Genomic DNA, 18,305 nt, shown 5'->3' on the forward strand with positions numbered 1-18,305 from the left:
AATAATGCCCACGCCCACTAACGTCGCTTGCCGAAAAGTCTATGCCTCCCACCCCGCCCACCTCCGCACCCATCGGCCTTCGGCATGGGCACGACGACACGTTCACCCACGACGAGGCCGGCACGACAGAACATCGCACCGGCCGTCTACGCCAGAGGGGGTCAGCTGAGCACTTCGTCGATGCTGGTGGCGGTGAGTGCCCTGTCGAGCCAGGTGTCCAGGATGGCCGTGTCGGTGCAGGCGAGGATGTGTTCGCGGGCTTCGTCGGTGACGGGGATGCCGCGCTTGTCCAGCACCTTGAGGATCACGTTCGCCTCTCCCTCCGCTCGTGCCACCGCCTCTGCCCGCGCCTGACAGCGCTCCACCCACTCGCGGACGAGCGGGAGGTGCATGAGGTCGTCGACGGTTACGGCCATGTTCGTCCTTGTACAGGTTCAGGTCAGCTGAGCAGTTCGTCGATGTTGCTGACGACGGCGGATTTCTTGAGGCGGCTCTCCAGCATGGAGATGCTGGTACGGGCGAGGATGCGTTCGCGGGCTTCCCCTGAGGCAGGAATGCCTCGCGCGTCCAGAACGATGAGAATGGCCCTCGTCAGGCCCTCCATCCTGCCGACCCTTCTGCCGAACCCCTGGCCGACCTCCCTACCCAGTGCCAGGCACTCCGCCTTGCCGATCGTCGTGCCCGCCGCTTCGCCGTCTGCCGTCGGCTCGCCGCTGGTCGAGACGGGCGCGAGGTCGTCGGCGCATATGGCCGCCACCAGTTGCTGCCAGAGGTCCTCCGCATCCGGCTGAGGAAGATGCGTGAATACCAGATCAGCGTAGTTCGGCCGTTCTCTCGGCTGCTCAGCCGTGGCCTCGATGGGTGTGCGATGCACCTTGCTCTCCTTCGGGAATCGCCGTCCCGAACATATTACCGAGAGCTGCCATTAGATTACTTTGGGTTGGCAATTCCTCCTGATTCGTGGGTAAGGAGCCACTCTTTTACCGGTACGCCGTAGTAATAGCCGCCGTACCCCCCGCTGCTGGGCAGGACGCGGTGGCAGGGGACGAAGGGGGCGATCAGGTTCTGGGAGCAGGCCGAGCCCGCCGCTCTGGCGGCCGTCTTCGGCAGGCCGGCTCGTTCGGCCAGTTCGCCGTACGAGACCGTCGTGCCCGGCTTGACCTCGCGCAACGCCGCGTGCAGGCGGCGGCGGGTCGGGGTGCCGGGCTGGGAGACCGGGACGGCGTCCAGGGCGGTCAGGTCTCCCGCCAGGTACGCGCGTACGGCCTCCGAGGCGGGTCCGAGGTCGTCCACGACCTCCAAGCCCTCCGCCTGGAGCTCAGGGGTGAGGCGGCCGAACATCTGCTCGGGGTCGGCGGTGAAGCCGGCCGCGACCAGCACACCCTCGCGGGACAGCAGGGCCAGCGGCCCCGCCGGCGTCGGTACGAGCTGGGCAGCGATCATGAGGAGCTCCAGAGATGCAGGGCGGCGTACGCGCGCCACGGGCGCCACCGTTCGATGTGGTCGTGCGGGATGCCCAGGGCGGCCATGCGCTTGACGAGCACCAGGTCTCCCGTGGGCCACGCGTCGGGGTCGCGCAGCGCGCGGAGCGCGATGTAGCCGGCCGTCCACGGGCCGATGCCGCGCACCTCCAGCAGCCCCGCCACCGCCTCCGCCGGGTCCTGGCCGCCGTCCAGGTCGATCCGGCCCTCGGTGAGGTGGGCGGACAGCTCCTTGAGCGTGGCGATCCTGCGGTTGGTCAGGCCGAGCCCGGTCAGGTCGGTCTCCATGAGGTGGGTGGGAGCGGGGAAGAGCCCGCCGGGTGCGGCGGCGCGGGCGACGATGCGGCCGAGCAGCGTACGGGCGCCGGCCACCGAGATCTGCTGGCCGACGACCGCGCGTACGGCCAGCTCGAACCCGTCGAACGTACCCGGCACCCGCAGCCCGGGCCGCGCCGCGACCAGCGGGGCGAGCGAGGTCTGGCCGAGCACCTCCGAGATCGCCTCGGGATCGGCGTCCAGGTCGAGCAGCCGGCGGCAGCGGGCCACGACGCGGGCGAGCAGCCGGGTGTCCTCGACCGCCACGTCCAGGGCGATGTGGTCCGGCCGGGGACTGAGGGTGATCGTCCCGCCTGGTACGGCCCTGGTGTACGACTTCGGCTCCGCCACCTCAAGTCCGGGAATCGCCCGGGAGGCCAGGAACGCGAAGATCCCGTCCACGTCGTACGGCTCCCGCCGGTTCAGCCGCAGCCGGAGCGTGACGGGCCCGGCCGGCAGTGCCGCAGGACCGGGGGATTCTGCTGTGGCGGCCTCAGGAAGGCTCTCCGAGGCTCGGATGGGCAGGTCGGCCACCAATGGGTGGGCGCGTGGTGTGGCGGCCGTGGGGATGTTTCCGGCTGTCCGCGAGCCGGTCGTGCTGTCGGCTGTGCGCGAGCCGGTCGTGCTGCCGGTCGTCCGGGAGGCGGCCGTGCTTCCGGTTGTCCGGAGTCCGGCTGTGCTTCTGGCCGTCCGGGGGCCCGACGTGGCGCGCAGTTCGCTGGGCGTGAAGCCGTACGTTTCCCGCATCGTCGCGTTGAACTGCCGTACGCTGCCGAACCCCGCCGCGAACGCCACCTCCGTCACCGGCAGTGCCGTCTCCGTCAGGAGCTGCTTGGCCAGCAGCAGCCGCTTCGTGCGCGCCACCGCCAGCGGCCCGACGCCCAGCTCGGCCACGAACAGCCGGTGCAGGTGGCGTTCGGTGATGTGCAGCCGCCTGGCCAGCCCGGCGATGCCCTGCTCGTCGGCGTCGCCGTCGTCGATGAGGCGCAGCGCCCGTCCGATGAGGTCGCCGCGCAGGTCCCAGCCGGGGTCACCGGGCGACAGCTCGGGGCGGCAGCGCTTGCACGGGCGGAACCCGGCCGCCTCGGCGGAGGCCGCGTGCCGGTAGAAGCGCACGTTACGGGACGCGGGCGTACGGGCGGGGCAGATCGGGCGGCAGTAGATACGGGTGGTCGTCACCGCGGTGTAGAAACGACCGTCGAACCGGGAGTCCCTGGCGGAGACGGCCCGGTAACAGGAGTCGAAGTCGAGCTCTGTGGGCGACATGTTTCCGACAGTATGCGCTTCCCGGAGGTACCGACTGGCGGAAATCGGACGTCACCGCCCAGACCTTGGAACCCCGGACGACGCCCGGCTCAGCCCCGCCGACGACAGCCGGTCCAGGGCCGCACGACGGCCGGCTCAGGGTCGCACGACGGCCGGCTCAGGAGGCGCCACGACGGCCGGGCTCAGGGCCGCCCGACCCTGGCCGGGCGCCGTGGGTCACGGCGCCGGCCGCACGTCGCGGGTCACTTCGACGAGACCCCCACCCCCAGGTCGAACTCCCGGTAGACCCGAGCCCAGAACCCGTCACGCAGCCACACCCGGGCCTCGGGATAGGGCCGCAGCGAGTGCCCCAGCTCCTTCTCGGCCTCGATCAGCAGCTCGGTGTCGATGACGGTCGGCAGGATCGGGCCGGGCAGCAGGTCGCGGATGTTGTCGCGGCCACGGGTGAGGATCCACTTCTGGGCCACGTGCTCGCCCACGTCCTCGACGCGCGGCCGGCTGGGCCCGAGCTTGGCGACCTGGCCGGGTTTGGCGTGCGGCTTGACGGGCGCGCGGCCGGCGAAGACCTGGGCGGGCGAGGGCGCGGCGGCGGGTGGGGTGACGGGGACGGGCTGCGGCGCACGGCTGAAAAAGGGCCTTAGGAAATCAGCGGAGATCACTTCGACGGTGTCGGACTCCCACACGAGGCGTTCGGCCTGGTTGGTGCCGTAAGGAGGTTCGACGCCCCAAAGATGGATGCGCACGCCGTACGCCTGCGCCGCCTCGACCGCCGGAACCATGTCCTCATCGCCCGCCAGCAGGATCGTGTCGGTGACCGCGTGGTGCCTGGCCAGCGCCTCCAGATCGCTCCTGATCTGCGCGTCCACGCCTTTCTGCTGGCCACGGGCGTTCAGGTTGCCGAGGCGCACCTTGACCCAGGGAAGCTGGGCGATCACCCGCTGGTCGACGGTCGGCACTCGGTCACGGGCGGCGTCATACCAATAGATCCGCAGAAGTTCGCCAGATATACGTTCCTCTGCATGTTTCTGTAGACTCTGGATGAGCTCATCGGCGGCCACCCGATATTCCTTGCGTTCCTTCGCACCGAGCAGCACTTCACCCGCCGCCGCGTAGAGATAACCGACATCCACTAGGACGGCGTACTTGGCTGCCACAGGATGCGGCATGAGGTCTGGGATGGCCATGTCGTCCTCCAGGCCGCGGTGTTAGTTGATCGGCTGACTATATACGCCTACTTTCTCTAGATAGTCCCAACTCCCGGGGAACTTGACACCCGATTCGCAGGATCTATCTAGGGTAGAGCGCTCATCCGCCATGCCGACTTCCCTGGCACGACAGGCTTACGCATACCTCTAGCCGGGTTTCGCCACGTATGTCTTCGGGGGGTGGCGGGAGGCTCGGGCGCGGCGGGTCTCGTCGCGAGGACGGCGATCAGTGCGGCGATCTCCTCGGGCGTGGCGTCGCCGCGGACAATGCGCAGATGTGGCGTCACAGCGGGATGTTCCCATGCTTCTTGGGGGGCAGCGTGGCCCGCTTGTTCCGTAGCGCGCGCAGCGCCCTGACCACCTGGGGCCGGGTCTCGGACGGCCGGATCACCGCGTCCACGTAGCCGCGCTCCGCCGCGATGTACGGATTCGCCAGCGTGTCCTCGTACTCGGTGACGAGTCTTGCCCGCTCGGCGTCGGGGTCGTCGGAGGCGGCCAGTTCGCGCCGGTAGAGGATGTTGACCGCGCCCTGCGCGCCCATGACCGCGATCTGCGCGGTGGGCCAGGCCAGGTTGACGTCCGCGCCGAGGTGCTTGGAGCCCATGACGTCGTACGCGCCGCCGTACGCCTTACGAGTGATCACGGTGATCAACGGGACGGTGGCCTCGGCGTACGCGTAAAGGATCTTGGCCCCGCGACGGATGATTCCGTTCCATTCCTGATCGGTGCCCGGCAGGAAACCCGGAACATCGACAAAAGTCAGGATTGGAATATTAAACGCATCACATGTTCGAATAAATCTGGCAGCCTTCTCGGATGCGTTGATATCCAGACATCCGGCGAAATGCATGGGCTGGTTGGCCACGACCCCCACCGGCTGGCCGTCCACCCGGCCGTACCCGACCACGATGTTCGGCGCGAACAGGGCGTGGACCTCCAGGAACTCCCCGTCGTCCAGCACGTGCTCGATCACCTGGTGCATGTCGTACGGCTGGTTGGCCGAGTCGGGGATCACCTCGTCGAGCTCGGGATCCGGCTCCAGATCCGCCGCCGCCTCGAACACCGGCGCCTCGTCCAGGTTGTTCGACGGCAGGTACGACAGCAGCGCCTTGACGTAGTCGAGCGCGTCCTGCTCGTCGGTGGCCTGGTAGTGGGCCACGCCCGACTTGGTGTTGTGCGCGTGCGCGCCGCCGAGCTCCTCGAACGTGACCTCCTCGCCGGTCACCGTCTTGATCACGTCGGGCCCCGTGATGAACATGTGGGACGTCTGGTCCACCATCACCACGAAGTCGGTCAGCGCGGGGGAGTAGACGTGGCCGCCGGCCGCGGCGCCCATGATGAGCGAGATCTGCGGGATCACGCCCGAGGCGTGCACGTTGCGCTTGAAGATCTCCGCGTACAGGCCGAGCGCGACCACGCCCTCCTGGATGCGGGCGCCGCCGCCCTCGTTGATGCCGATGATCGGGCAGCCGGTCTTGATCGCCAGGTCGAGCACCTTGACGATCTTCTCGCCGTACACCTCGCCGAGCGAGCCGCCGAAGACCGTGACGTCCTGGGAGAAGACGCACACCTGACGGCCGTCGATCGTGCCGTGCCCGGTGATGACGCCGTCGCCGTAGGGGCGCCGCCGTTCGAGCCCGAACATCGTGGAACGGTGCCTGGCGAACTCGTCGAACTCCACGAACGAGCCCTCGTCCAGCAGCGCCAGCACCCGCTCCCTGGCCGTCATCTTGCCCCGGGCGTGCTGCTTGTCCACCGCGGCCGCCGAGCCCGCGTGCACGGCCTCGTCGAGTCTGCGTTCGAGGTCGGCGATCTTCCCTGCGGTGGTGTGGATATCCGGTTCTTCTGGCATCGCCTCGGCAGCGCTCATGCGCGCAAGGCTAGCCCCTCTGCCTAGAGTGGATCCATGACGGATGCCGTTCGCACCCATGGGCTGTTCAAGCGATACGGGCAGCAGATCGCCGTCGCGGAGGTGGACCTCGTCGTCCCCGCGGGCAGCTTCGCCGGGCTGGTCGGCCCCAACGGCGCGGGGAAGACGACCACGCTCAGCATGATCACCGGGCTGCTCCGGCCCGACGGGGGCTCGGCCGAGGTCGACGGCTTCCACGTGTGGCGCGACCCGGTCGAGGTCAAGGCCCGCATCGGCGTGCTGCCCGAGGGGCTGCGGCTGTTCGAACGGCTGTCGGGCCGCGAGCTGCTGCTCTACAACGGCAGGCTGCGCGGCATCCCCAAGGCCGAGGTCGAGCGGCGCGCGGGCGAACTGCTCGCCGTGATGGACCTGGCCGGCGCCGCCGACAAGCTCGTCATCGACTACTCCACCGGCATGCGCAAGAAGATCGGCCTGGCCGCCGCGCTGCTGCACAACCCGTCCGTGCTCTTCCTCGACGAGCCGTTCGAGGGCGTCGACCCCGTCAGCGCCAACACGCTGACGGAGGTGCTGCGGCGCTTCACCGCCTCCGGCTCCACCGTCATCTTCTCCAGCCACGTCATGGATCTGGTCGAGCGGCTGTGCGACTGGGTGTCGGTGATGAGCGCGGGCCAGATCGTGGCGCAGGGCCCGTTAGCGGACGTACGCGGCGGGCGCAGCCTCAACCAGGCGTTCCTTGAGCTGGTCGGCGGCTCGCCCCAAGACGGCGAGACGGGCCTGACCTGGCTCGGCGCCAAGCCGCAGGCATGAGCGGCCCGCGACGGGAGGCGGCACGATGACCACGGTGACGCTCTTCGCCCGGCTCAAGCTGCGCCTGCTGGCCGGCAACCTGCGCGGAGACCTGCAGCGCAAGCTCGGCTTCATCTTCACCCTCGTGGCCGCGACCTTCCTGGCCGCGCTCGGCTTCTTCCTCATGAGCCTGCTGCGCTTCGCGCCGCCCGACATCTCCTCCTCGCTGACCATCGTCGCCTTCACGGCCTTCCTCGTCGGCTGGATGATCGTGCCGCTGCTCGTGTTCGGCCTGGACGACACGCTCGACCCGGCGAAGCTGGCGCTGTTCCCGCTGCGTACGGGCCGGATGGCGGTCGGCATGTTCACCGCGTCCGTCACCGGCGTGTGGCCGGCGGCCATGCTGATCGTCACGTTCGGCGCCCTGGTGGGGCTGGCGTCGAGCGCCGGTGGCTGGCTGCTCGGGGTGCCGGCCGTGCTGGTGCAGTTCGCGCTCTGCGTGGTGGCGTCCCGGCTGATCACCACGTCGCTGTCGAGCGCGCTGCGCACCCGGCGCGGCCGTGACGTGCTGGCCGTGGCCGCGCTGCTCTTCGTGGTGCTCTCGCAACTGCCCAACCTGGTGATGAACGCCGGGTTCGGCGACCCGGCGGCCATGCTGCACCGGATGGCGGACGTGCTGCGGTGGACCCCGTCCGGGATGATGGCCCACGCCATCGCGGACGGCGGCCTCGTGGGCCTGGCCGAGATCGTGTTCGTGGCGCTGCTCGTGGCCGTGCTGGCCTGGCTGTGGATCAAGGCGCTGAACCGGGCGCTGGTCACGCCCGACGCCTCCACCCAGGCCGCCTCCGTACGCAGGGAGCTGGGCCTGATCGACCGGATCCTGCCGGACGGGCCGCTGGCGGCGGTGGTGACGAAGGAGCTGAAGTACATCAGGCGCGAGCCCCGCTCCCGCGTGGGCTGGTTCAGCGCCGCGGTGGTCACGGTCGTGCTGGCCTTCTCGATGCGGAACCTCGGGGCCGGGGCCGGGCTGCCCGTCCTCCTGACGTCCGCGGGCGCGCTGATGATCGCGTTGCAGGCGGGCAACATCTTCGGCATCGACGGCCGCTCCCTGTGGATGAACGCCGTCGTCTTCGGCAGCGAGCGTGGCCTGATCACCGACCTGGCCGGGCGGCACCTGGCCAACGCACTGCTCGCCGTGCCGCTGCTGACCGTGATGGGCGTGGCCGCCGGGCTGCTCACCGGCAATCCCGGCTCGATCGTGCCGGCGGTGATGGCCGGGTGGGGCGCGCTCGGGATCGGGCTCGGAGTCGGCTCCGTGACGAGCGTGGTGCTCCCGTACACGCTGCCCGAGCGGATGAACGCCTTCAGCGGCGCCGCGCCGGGCCAGGGTGGCGTGGCCGCCGCCTCCGCGCTGGGGGCCACGGCCGGTATCGCGCTGCTGACGCTGCCGTTCGTGGTGCCGCTGCTGTTCGGGCTCTACTGGGTGTGCGTGGTGGCGCCGTTCTACGGCCTGCTGGCCGAGACAATGGGCCGCCGCCTGGCCGCCAAGATCGGCTTCCCCCGTACGCCCGAGCTGCTCGCGGCCATCTCGAAGCCCACCTGACCAGTGGTCTAGTCCAATACCTGAGACCGGTCTACGGCGCCGAGAAGCGACTGGATACCCTTCGAAACATGATTGACCAGGGGCTCGAGCGTCGCAGTGCCGCCGTAACCGAGATGCCGGACGAGCTACGCCACGATGTGCGGCTGCTCGGCAAACTGCTCGGCCAGGTGCTGGCCGAGCAGGGCGGCGACGACCTGCTGGCCGACGTCGAACGACTGCGCAAGGCCGTCATCGCCGCGCGCAGGGGTGAGATCTCGGCCGACGTGATCACCGAAATGGTCGCCGGATGGGAGATCGAGCGGGCCGTGGCCGTGGCCCGCGCGTTCACGTGCTACTTCCACCTGGCCAACCTCGCCGAGGAGCACTACCGCATCCGCACGCTGCGCGAACGGGACGCCGAGGGCAGGGTGCAGCGCGAGTCGCTCGCGCACGCCGTGCAGGAGCTGGGCCACGAGCGCGTCGAAGAGCTGCTGCAGGGCCTGGAGCTGCATCCGGTGCTCACGGCGCATCCCACGGAGGCGCGCAGGCGCGCCGTCGTCACCGCCATCCAGCGGATCAGCGGCCAGCTGACCGAGTACAACACCCCCGGACGCGGGGCCTCCGAGCGCGCCGAGAACAGGCGGCGCATGCTGGAGGAGATCGACCTGCTGTGGCGTACGGCCCAGCTCCGCTCGACCAAGCTGGACCCGCTCGACGAGGTCCGCACGGCGATGGCCGCCTTCGACGAGACGCTGTTCCGCATGGTGCCGCAGGTCTACCGCGCGCTGGACGCCGCGCTCGACGAGGGCACCGGCACCCGTCCGCCGCTGGCCAGGCCCTTCATCCGCTACGGGAGCTGGATCGGCGGCGACCGCGACGGCAACCCCAACGTCACCTCCAGGGTCACCCGCGAGACGATCCAGATCCAGTCCGAGCACGTGCTGACCGCCCTGGAGACGGCCTGCACCCGCATCGCCCGCACGCTCACCGCCTCCGCCCAGTTCGCGCCCAGCTCGTCCGAGCTGGCCGGGGCGCTGGCGGCGGCCGTGGACGCCCATCCCGACGTGGTCTCCGAGCTGGCCACCCGCTCGCCGCGCGAGCCGCACCGGCAGTGGCTGCTGTTCGTGGCCGCGCGCATCGCCGCGACCCGCCGCCGCGATCTCGACCTGGCCTACCGCTCGCCCGCCGAACTGCTGGCCGAGCTGCGGCTGGCCCAGGAGTCGCTGGCCGCGTCCGCGCCGCGGCAGGCGTACGGGGAGCTGCAGCACCTTATGTGGCAGGTGGAGACGTTCGGCTTCCACCTGGCCGAGCTGGAGGTGCGCCAGCACTCCCAGGTGCACGCGGCCGCCCTGGAGGAGCTGCGGGCCGGCGGCGAGCTGTCGGAGCGCACCGAGGAGGTCCTGGCCACGATCCGGGTGATCGGCTGGATCCAGGAGCGCTTCGGCGTCACGGCCTGCTCCCGCTACGTGGTCTCCTTCACCCGCTCGGCCGACGACATCGCGGCCGTCTACGAGCTGGCCCGGCGCGCCCTCGGCGAGCGGGCCCCGACGCTCGACGTGGTGCCGCTCTTCGAGTCGGGCCAGGACCTGGCCAATTCGCCGGCCGTGCTGACCGGCATGCTCGACATCCCCGAGATCCAGCGGCGCCTGGCCGACACCGGCCGGCGCATGGAGATCATGCTCGGCTACTCCGACTCGGCCAAGGAGCTCGGCCCGGCGGCGGCCACCCTGCGGCTGTACGAGGCGCAGGAGGAGCTGACCGCCTGGGCCGCCGAGCACGACGTCAAGCTGCGCATGTTCCACGGCAGGGGCGGCGCCCTGGGGCGGGGCGGCGGCCCGGCCAACCGCGCGGTACTCGCCCAGGCCCCCGGCTCGGTCGCCGGCCGGTTCAAGGTCACCGAGCAGGGCGAGGTCATCTTCGCCCGCTACGGTCACATCGCCATCGCCCGCAGGCACCTGGAGCAGGTGGCCAACGCCGTGTTGCTGGCCTCCTCGCCCACGGTCGGCGCCCGTACCGCGACGGCGGCTGAGCGTTTCCGCGGCCTGGCCGAGCGGGTGGCCGGGGCCTCGGAGGAGGCGTACCGGGCGCTGACCGAGGCGCCTGGCTTCCCCGAGTGGTTCGGCCTGGTCAGCCCGCTGGAGGAGATCGGCACCCTGCGGCTCGGCTCCCGCCCGGCCCGCCGCGGCCTGGGCGCGCCCCGCTCCCTCGACGACCTGCGGGCCATCCCCTGGGTCTTCGCCTGGGCCCAGACCCGGGTCAACCTGCCCGGCTGGTACGGCCTGGGCACCGGCCTGGCCTCGGTCGGCTCGCTGGAGGAGCTGCGGGCGGCGTACGCGGAATGGCCGCTGTTCAACGTGATGCTGGACAACGCGGAGATGTCGCTGGCCAAGACCGACCGCTCGATCGCCAAGCGCTATCTGGCCCTGGGCGGCAGGGAGGACTTCGCCCGCCAGGTGCTGGAGGAGTACGACCGCACCCGCGACCTGGTGCTCAAGGTCACGGGCCACACCCGGCTGCTGGAGAACCGCAAGGTGCTCTCGCGGGCCGTCCAGCTCCGCGACCCGTACGTGGACGCGCTCTCGCACCTCCAGCTCCGGGCCCTGCGCGCGCTGCGGACCGAGGACCTGTCGGAGCGGGAGCGCGACCGCATGTCCACGCTCCTGCTCCTGTCGGTCAACGGGGTGGCGGCGGGGCTGCAGAACACCGGCTGACCCCGCAAGGGCGGCGGCCCGTGGCGCTCTCCGCCACGGGCCGCGCTCAGCGCACACTGCCGAAGAAGGCGATGACGTCGGAGGTCAGCGCCTCGGTGGCGGTGTGGGCGGTGTAGTGGCCGTGGGCCGGGGCGGGCAGGGTCTTCCAGGAGACGATGTTCGCGTGGTCGCGCTCGGCGAAGCGGCGGATCGACCTGAAGTCGCCCTCGGCCATGGCCAGCGCGGTCGGCGTGGTCGTGGGCTCCTTCGGCTGCTCGGCCCTGGCGTTCTCCCAGTACAGCCGCAGCGCCGAGCCGGCCGTGCCGGTGAACCAGTGGATGGCCGCGTTGAGGAGCACGAAGTCGTCGTCGAGGTCCTCGTCGAAGAGCTGGGCCAGCCAGCCCACGAGCCCGGCGGGGGAGTCGGCGATGGCGTGCGCGAGCGTCTGCGGCTGCTGTGACTGCAGCACGTTGAAGGCGCCCTTCTCCTTCCAGAACCAGTCGAGCACGGCCAGCCCGGCCTGGTCCTCCTCGCTCAGCTCCGCGAACTCGGCCGGGTCGCCCGACGGGAACGAGAACAGCTGGGTGACGTGCACGCCGACGACGCGCTCGGCGTCGATCCTGGCGACCTCGGGGGAGATCATCGAGCCGGCGTCGTTGCCGACCGCGCCGTAACGCTCGTAGCCGAGCCGCGCCATCAGCTCGGCCCACGCCCTGGCGATGCGCTGGTTGTTCCAGCCCAGCTCCCGCGTCGGCCCGGAGAACCCGTAGCCGGGCAGCGACGGGATGACCAGGTGGAAGTGGCGCGACAGCGGCTCGACGGCGTCGAGGTATTCGGCGATCGAGCCGGGCCAGCCGTGGGTGAGGATCAGCGGGAGCGCGTCGGGGTTATCGGAGCGTACGTGGATGAAGTGGATGTTCTGCCCGTCGATCTCGGTGGTGAACTGCGGGAAGGCGTTGATCCTGGCCTCCTGCGCCCGCCAGTCGAACCCGTCGCGCCAGTGGCCGATCAGGCGCTTGACCCGCTCGACGGCGACGCCCTGCTCGGCGCCGGGGATCTCGTCGGTGAAGCGGGTGAGCGCGAGGCGGGCCTGGAGGTCGTCGAGCTCGGACTGCGGGATCTCGACGCGGAAGGAGGTGATGGCGCTCATGGGGAGCCTCCGGATAGTCGTGGATCGGAACGCTTTGTTCTGATCTCAGAATAGCAGAACGGAATGCTTTATTCCACACTTTTCTCGGACGGAGATCTGTCCGGCCCGTCCTGCCTGGTAGGCGTCGTCCTGAGAGGTCAGGCCATCCGCGAAGATGGGAGGATGCCCGACTCGCGATACTCCGACCTCGACCGTCCGCCACTCTCGCAGACGTCCCTCAACCGGGCCCTGGTCCGCCCCGGCTCGCTGTGGACCGGTGTCACCGTCGTCGAGAGCACCGGCTCCACCAACGCCGACCTGGCCAGGGCCGCCAGGAGCGGCGCCCCCGCCGGGACGGTGCTGGTGGCCGAGGTCCAGGAGTCGGGCCGGGGCCGCCTGGGCCGCGCCTGGTCGGCGCCGCCCCGCTCGGGGCTGACCTTCTCCGTGCTGCTCAGGCCGCAGACGCCGATCGCCGCGCAGGGCTGGCTGTCCCTCCTGTACGGCGTCTCCGCCGCCTCGGCGATCCGCCGCCTGGCCGAGGTGGACGTGGGCCTCAAGTGGCCCAACGACCTGCTGATCGGCGAGCGCAAGCTGGCGGGCATCCTGGCCGAGCGGGCCGACGACGCCGTCGTCATCGGCATGGGGCTCAACGTGACGCTGAGGAAGGACGAGCTCCCGGTCGAGACCGCCACGTCGCTGGCCATCGAGCAGGCTTCCTGCCTCGACCGCGACCCGCTGCTGCGGGCCGTGCTGAGAGAGCTGGAGAGCCACTACCGCGACTGGACGGAGGCCGGCGGCGACGCGGACGCGTCCGGGCTGCGCCCCGCCTACCTGGCCTCCAGCGCCACGGTCGGGCGGCTGGTCCGGGTGGAGCTGCCGGGAGACCGGTCGCTGACGGGGCTCGCCGCCGGGATCGACGCCTCCGGGCATCTCCAGGTCGAGGCGGGCGGCGAGCGCCACACGCTGAGCGCCGGCGACGTGGTGCACGTCCGCCCGGCCGACCTGTAGCCCGTCCCCGCCGGTCGCAGCCGGTCGCCGCCGATCGCCGGAGGGTCGTCCGGTTGTGTCGTCGGCATAGCAGGCGGGCCGGGTTGATGGCACGATTTGGGCCATGACCATTCCCGACCACCATCTGACGCAGGGTGAGCGGCGCGTCCGATCCTTCCACCCCCACTGGAAGCGACTGATCGTCCCCTTCATCGCGCTGCTTCTCATCGCCCTCGCCTCCGGTGCGGCGCTCTACTTCATCCCCGGCGACTTCGAGTACGCCTTCTACGCCAGGATCGCCGTCGTCGTCGTCGGGCTCATCCTGCTCACGATCTGGTCGTTCGTCCCCTATCTGCGGTGGAAGAACACCGGCTACGTGCTCACCACCCACCGCTTCACGATCAGCACGGGCGTGCTCAACAAGTCGACCGACGAGATCCCGATCACCAAGGTCAACACGGTGAGCTCCGACCAGACCTTCGCCGAGCGCCTGCTGGGCTGCGGCACGCTGACCGTCGAGTCGGCCGGTGACCGGGGCGAGATCGTGCTGCGCGACATCCCGCGCATCCAGGACGTCAGGACCGACCTGTTCCGGCTTGTGGAGGACGCCTCGGACGGCGAGCTCGATGGGCGCTGACCCGTCCGGCCGCAGGTGAGCGAGGCGCGCCCCGGCCGCCCGAGCGCCGAGGAGATCGAACGCCTGCTGCTCGGCCAGGCGCCCCGCTACACGCGGGCGGAGGTGGCCGCGGCGAGCGGGGTGCCGCAGCCGCTGGCCGAGCGCATCTGGCGGGCGCTCGGCTTCGCGCAGCGGGCGGACGACGCGGTCGCGTTCACCGAGGGCGACGCCGACGCGCTGCGCCGGGTGCGCAGCATGCTCGACGGCGGCCTGCTCGACGAGCAGACGCTGATCCGGATGGCCCGCGCCCTCGGCCAGACCACGGCCAGGCTGGCGCAGTGGCAGGCCGAGATCATGATGGGCACGATGATGCCGGAGCCGTCGGTGGATGCCGAGCCGTCGGCGGATGCGGATCTGGATCGGGTGCTCGACACCGCCCAGCGGCTGATGCCCGACTTCGAGCGCGTGCTCGTCCACGTGTGGCGGGCCCAGCTGGCCGCCGCCGGCACCCGGCTGCTGGCCATCGCCGACGTCACCGACGAGCTGGCGCCGGCCAGGGTGCCGATGGCGGTGGGCTTCGCCGACCTGGTCTCGTTCACCAGACGCAGCCGCGAGCTGGACGAGAAGGCGCTGGCCGAGCTGGTCGAGGGCTTCGAGTCGCGGGCCTCCGACGTGGTGGCCACGCACGGAGCCAGGCTGGTCAAGACGCTGGGCGACGAGGTGCTGTTCACGGCGCCGACCCCGGCGCAGGCGGCGGCCGTCGCGCTCGACCTGACCGGCACGGACGAACTGCGCATCGGCCTGGCCTACGGCCCCGTCGTGCCGCTGATGGGCGACGTCTTCGGCACGACCGTCAACCTGGCGGCCAGGCTCACCGCCATCGCCAGGCCCGGCACCATCCTGGTGGACGCGGCCCTGGCCGAGGCCCTGACCGGCGAGGACGGCTGCGAACTACGCAAGATCCGGCACCGTCCGGCCAGAGGACTCGGCGTGGTCCAGCCGTATGTCTTGCGGAGATCATCCCTCTGACACAAGATGGCTGGCATGCCGTACGAAGTGCAGGGCGTGGTCGCCCGGGGCAAGGGCCAGGAAGTATCGCTCGAGACGGTGATCGTGCCCGATCCCGGTCCGGGCGAGGCGGTCGTCGATGTGCAGGCCTGCGGGGTCTGCCACACCGACCTCCACTACCGCGAGGGCGGGATCAGCGACGACTATCCGTTCCTGCTGGGCCATGAGGCGGCGGGCGTGGTCGAGGCGGTCGGCCCAGGCGTCACCGAGGTCGAGCCCGGCGACTTCGTGATCCTCAACTGGCGCGCGGTGTGCGGCCAGTGCCGGGCCTGCCTGCGCGGCCGCCCGTGGTACTGCTTCGCCACTCACAACGCCAAGCAGAAGATGACGCTCAAGGACGGCACCGAGCTGTCGCCCGCGCTCGGCATCGGCGCGTTCCTGGACAAGACGCTCGTCGCGGCCGGCCAGTGCACGAAGGTCTCGGCCGAGGCTCCGGCCCAGGTGGCGGGGTTGCTCGGCTGCGGCGTGATGGCGGGGCTCGGCGCGGCGATCAACACCGGCGGGGTGACGCGCGGCGACAGCGTGGCGGTCATCGGCTGCGGCGGCGTCGGCGACGCGGCGATCCTCGGCTCCTCGCTGGCCGGGGCGAGCCGGATCATCGCGGTCGACGTCGACGATCGCAAGCTGGAGTGGGCCAAGGAGTTCGGCGCCACCCACACGGTCAACTCGCGCGAGAGCGACCCGGTCGAGGCCATCCGCGACCTGACCGGCGGCAACGGCGCCGACGTGGTGGTCGAGGCGGTGGGCCGGCCGGAGACGTACGAGCAGGCGTTCTACGCCCGTGACCTGGCCGGGACGGTCGTGCTGGTCGGCGTGCCGACCCCGGAGATGCGCATCGACCTGCCGCTGCTCGACGTGTTCGGCCGCGGCGGCGCGCTCAAGTCCTCCTGGTACGGCGACTGCCTGCCCAGCCGCGACTTCCCCATGCTCATCGACCTGTTCCTGCAGAACCGCCTGCCGCTCGACAAGTTCGTCTCCGAGACGATCGCGCTCGACGGGGTCGAGGAGGCGTTCGCGAAGATGCACCGCGGCGAGGTGCTGCGCTCGGTGGTGGTCTTCTGATGATCGACCGGGTCATCACGAAGGGCACGTTCTCGCTGGACGGCGGCACGTGGGAGGTCGACAACAACGTCTGGCTGGTCGGCGACGCGCGTGAGGTGGTGGTCATCGACGCCGCCCACGACGCCGCGCCGATCGCCGAACGGGTGGGCGGCCGCGCGGTCAGGGCCATCGTCTGCACCCACGCCCACAACGACCACATCAACGCCGCCGCCGACCTGGCCCGGCTGACCGGGGCGCCGATCCGGCTGCACCCGGACGACCAGGTGCTGTGGGAGCAGGTGTACGGCCCCGAGGTGTCGTACGAGCCGCTGGCCGACGGCGAGAAGCTGGTGGCCGGCGGCACCGTGCTGGAGATCCTGCACACGCCGGGCCACTCGCCCGGGGCGGTCTGCGTGTCCGCGCCCGAGCTCGGGGTCCTGTTCAGCGGCGACACGCTGTTCAAGGGCGGGCCGGGGGCGACCGGGCGCTCCTACAGCTCGTTCGACACCATCGTCGACTCGATCAGGCAGCGGCTGCTGACCCTGCCGCCCGAGACGGTCGTCCACACCGGTCACGGCGACTCGACGTCCATCGGGGCCGAGGCTCCTCACCTGGAGGAATGGATCGCCAGGGGGCACTGACAGCCGGGGAAGGCGACTGTGACACAGTCAACATAGGCAAGCCTAACCATAGTGAGGTACCTTAGGCGTGCCTAACCTAACGGCACCTTCCCCTGCTCGAAAGGCTTGTCCCCGGATGTACGTGTGCGTTTGTCGTGCTGTGACCGAGAATGAGGTGCACGACTGCATCGCCGCCGGGGCGACGAGCGCGAAGCAGATTCGCGACACTACAGGTGCCGGTGGTGACTGTGCCCGTTGTGTACGGAAGATCTGTGCGATCCTGAAACGGTCGGAAGAACTGACGACCGCATAGCCGGATAGCGATGAGGAGCCCGTTTCCATGCAGGGCGACAAGCAGATCATCGAATTGCTCAACGAACAGCTGACCGCGGAGCTCACCGCGATCAACCAATATTTCCTGCACGCCAAGATGCAGGAGAACTGGGGCTACACCAAGCTGGCCGAGCACACCCGCGACGAGTCCATCGAGGAGATGCGCCACGCGGAACGCCTCACCGACCGCATCCTCTTCCTGGAGGGCCTGCCCAATTACCAGCGGCTGGGCACGCTGCACATCGGCCAGACCGTCGAGGAGCAGCTGCGGGCCGACCTCGAAGTGGAGATGTCGGTGGTCGAGCGGCTGCGGCCGGCGATCCAGCTGATGCGCGAGAAGGGTGACATCACCTCCGCGAACATCTTCGAGGACATCCTGCGGGACGAGGAGGAGCACATCGACTACCTGGAGACGGAGCTGGGGCTGATCCGCAGCCTCGGCGAGCAGCTCTACCTGGCCCGCTACGCCGAGCCCCGCTCCAGCGGCGACTGACGCCCGCACCGACCCGGCCCGGCCTTATCTCACGGCCTCATTTCACGGCGGCGGCCAGGTCGCGGACGCTGAGCTGCTCGCCGTGCCGGCGGAAGCCGAGCGCCGCGGCGACCCGGCGCGAGGCGACCGGCCGGGCCCGCCACTGCGGCAGCAGCCCGTTCGCCAGCGCGTCCGCCACCGCCGCCGAGGCCACCGCGCGGGCCAGCCCGCGCCCCCGGTGCGTGTCCGCCGTCAGGACACAGACGTGCGCCGCCATCTCCAGCCACAGCCTGTACGCCGACGCCGCGACCACCCGCGACCCGTCGCGGACCACGTACACCGGCGACCCGGCATCCTCCAGCCCCGACTCCGCCGCGTCCGCCTCGGGGACCGACGCCAGCAGCGCCTTCACGTCGCCGTGCCCGGACGGCAGACGCTCCACCTCCGCGCCGGCCGGCCGGAAGTCCGTCTCGTCCAGGTAGGCGAGCTCCGCGGGGCCCAGCACCTCGCCCACCGCCAGCCGGGAGAGCCCGTCCCCCTCGCCGAGCAGGGCGAGCAGCCGCGCGCATACGCCGTCCACCAGCTCCGGGCGCGGCACCACGGCCAGGATCGCCCCGCCGAGCTCGACCAGCCCGCTCCAACCCGGCGGGCACAACGCCGACTCGCCCGAGACCACCACGCCGACGTCACCGGGGCGGGGGAAGCCGGCGGGCGCGCCGGCGAGGCGGGACCACATTTCACGCGCGCGATCGGCGGCAGGCAACGACATTTCCCCATGATCGCACCATGCCGTGACGACGACCCGCCGAGAGGGTGGATTGCGGCAATTCATCGGTGGGCATGA

General features: G+C 70.7%; 19 protein-coding genes. 10 read left to right on the forward strand and 9 right to left on the reverse strand.

Annotation, left to right across the window (positions count from 1 at the left end):
* Window positions 1-161: 161 nt before the first annotated feature.
* The 7 genes from AB0C28_RS19180 to AB0C28_RS19210 form a co-directional block, all read right to left on the reverse strand.
* Entirely contained in the window at window positions 162-416 is a 255-nt protein-coding gene (locus AB0C28_RS19180) for a hypothetical protein (RefSeq protein ID WP_358076071.1), read from the reverse strand.
* Between the two features lie 23 nt (window positions 417-439).
* Complete coding sequence (locus tag AB0C28_RS19185; protein ID WP_357847420.1) at window positions 440-874, reverse strand: hypothetical protein; 435 nt, start codon at window positions 872-874, stop codon at window positions 440-442.
* A gap of 56 nt (window positions 875-930) precedes the next feature.
* Entirely contained in the window at window positions 931-1,443 is a 513-nt protein-coding gene (locus AB0C28_RS19190) for a methylated-DNA--[protein]-cysteine S-methyltransferase (protein ID WP_357847417.1), read from the reverse strand.
* Window positions 1,440-3,062, reverse strand: coding sequence for an AlkA N-terminal domain-containing protein (locus AB0C28_RS19195; RefSeq protein ID WP_358076074.1), 1,623 nt, complete (start codon window positions 3,060-3,062; stop codon window positions 1,440-1,442). Before AB0C28_RS19195 ends, AB0C28_RS19190 begins: the two co-directional genes overlap by 4 nt.
* A 242-nt stretch (window positions 3,063-3,304) precedes the next feature.
* Complete coding sequence (locus AB0C28_RS19200) at window positions 3,305-4,246, reverse strand: NYN domain-containing protein (protein ID WP_125632505.1); 942 nt, start codon at window positions 4,244-4,246, stop codon at window positions 3,305-3,307.
* Between the two features lie 107 nt (window positions 4,247-4,353).
* The gene (locus AB0C28_RS19205) at window positions 4,354-4,554 is read right to left on the reverse strand and encodes an acyl-CoA carboxylase subunit epsilon (RefSeq protein ID WP_357847411.1); all 201 of its coding nucleotides are present in this window, start codon (window positions 4,552-4,554) and stop codon (window positions 4,354-4,356) included.
* On the reverse strand, window positions 4,551-6,137 hold the full coding sequence (locus AB0C28_RS19210; RefSeq protein WP_357847408.1) for an acyl-CoA carboxylase subunit beta: 1,587 nt from the start codon (window positions 6,135-6,137) through the stop codon (window positions 4,551-4,553). The genes AB0C28_RS19205 and AB0C28_RS19210 overlap by 4 nt, the downstream gene beginning before the upstream one ends.
* 36 nt (window positions 6,138-6,173) lie before the next feature.
* Between AB0C28_RS19210 and AB0C28_RS19215 the strand changes: the two genes are divergently transcribed.
* The 3 genes from AB0C28_RS19215 (at window position 6,174) to AB0C28_RS19225 (ending at window position 11,216) form a co-directional block, all read left to right on the forward strand.
* Window positions 6,174-6,944 carry an ABC transporter ATP-binding protein gene (locus AB0C28_RS19215; RefSeq protein ID WP_346112329.1) on the forward strand — a complete coding sequence of 257 codons (771 nt, stop codon included), beginning with the start codon at window positions 6,174-6,176 and terminating at the stop codon, window positions 6,942-6,944.
* A gap of 25 nt (window positions 6,945-6,969) precedes the next feature.
* Window positions 6,970-8,526: a hypothetical protein gene (locus AB0C28_RS19220; protein WP_358076077.1), complete on the forward strand. Its 1,557-nt coding sequence runs from the start codon at window positions 6,970-6,972 to the stop codon at window positions 8,524-8,526.
* 68 nt (window positions 8,527-8,594) lie between these two features.
* A complete protein-coding gene (locus tag AB0C28_RS19225) occupies window positions 8,595-11,216 on the forward strand; it encodes a phosphoenolpyruvate carboxylase (protein WP_358076079.1) in 2,622 nt (873 codons plus the stop codon).
* A gap of 46 nt (window positions 11,217-11,262) precedes the next feature.
* On the opposite strand, the gene AB0C28_RS19230 is transcribed toward AB0C28_RS19225, so the two are convergent.
* The gene (locus AB0C28_RS19230; protein ID WP_357847398.1) at window positions 11,263-12,345 is read right to left on the reverse strand and encodes an epoxide hydrolase family protein; all 1,083 of its coding nucleotides are present in this window, start codon (window positions 12,343-12,345) and stop codon (window positions 11,263-11,265) included.
* A 162-nt stretch (window positions 12,346-12,507) separates the two neighbouring features.
* On the opposite strand from AB0C28_RS19230, the gene AB0C28_RS19235 reads away from it, so the two are divergent.
* The 7 genes from AB0C28_RS19235 (at window position 12,508) to bfr (ending at window position 17,482) form a co-directional block, all read left to right on the forward strand.
* A complete protein-coding gene (locus tag AB0C28_RS19235; protein ID WP_357847394.1) occupies window positions 12,508-13,332 on the forward strand; it encodes a biotin--[acetyl-CoA-carboxylase] ligase in 825 nt (274 codons plus the stop codon).
* A gap of 103 nt (window positions 13,333-13,435) precedes the next feature.
* Window positions 13,436-13,948, forward strand: coding sequence for a PH domain-containing protein (locus AB0C28_RS19240; protein ID WP_357847390.1), 513 nt, complete (start codon window positions 13,436-13,438; stop codon window positions 13,946-13,948).
* Window positions 13,949-13,963: 15 nt separating this feature from the next.
* Entirely contained in the window at window positions 13,964-14,956 is a 993-nt protein-coding gene (locus AB0C28_RS19245; protein ID WP_357847387.1) for an adenylate/guanylate cyclase domain-containing protein, read from the forward strand.
* A 15-nt stretch (window positions 14,957-14,971) separates the two neighbouring features.
* The gene (locus AB0C28_RS19250) at window positions 14,972-16,057 is read left to right on the forward strand and encodes an S-(hydroxymethyl)mycothiol dehydrogenase (RefSeq protein WP_357847384.1); all 1,086 of its coding nucleotides are present in this window, start codon (window positions 14,972-14,974) and stop codon (window positions 16,055-16,057) included.
* Window positions 16,057-16,677, forward strand: a complete 621-nt coding sequence (locus AB0C28_RS19255; RefSeq protein ID WP_357847380.1) for an MBL fold metallo-hydrolase — start codon at window positions 16,057-16,059, stop codon at window positions 16,675-16,677. Before AB0C28_RS19250 ends, AB0C28_RS19255 begins: the two co-directional genes overlap by 1 nt.
* Window positions 16,678-16,792: 115 nt before the next feature.
* Window positions 16,793-16,969, forward strand: a complete 177-nt coding sequence (locus AB0C28_RS19260) for a (2Fe-2S)-binding protein (RefSeq protein ID WP_132618226.1) — start codon at window positions 16,793-16,795, stop codon at window positions 16,967-16,969.
* 27 nt (window positions 16,970-16,996) lie between these two features.
* Window positions 16,997-17,482 (forward strand): bacterioferritin, encoded by a 486-nt coding sequence (bfr, locus tag AB0C28_RS19265; protein ID WP_106236544.1) that lies wholly within the window; start codon window positions 16,997-16,999, stop codon window positions 17,480-17,482.
* Window positions 17,483-17,519: 37 nt separating this feature from the next.
* On the opposite strand, the gene AB0C28_RS19270 is transcribed toward bfr, so the two are convergent.
* Window positions 17,520-18,230, reverse strand: a complete 711-nt coding sequence (locus AB0C28_RS19270; protein WP_358076082.1) for a GNAT family N-acetyltransferase — start codon at window positions 18,228-18,230, stop codon at window positions 17,520-17,522.
* Window positions 18,231-18,305: the final 75 nt, after the last annotated feature.

The organism is Nonomuraea sp. NPDC048892 (assembly GCF_040649735.1).
Lineage (GTDB): Bacteria > Actinomycetota > Actinomycetes > Streptosporangiales > Streptosporangiaceae > Nonomuraea > Nonomuraea maheshkhaliensis.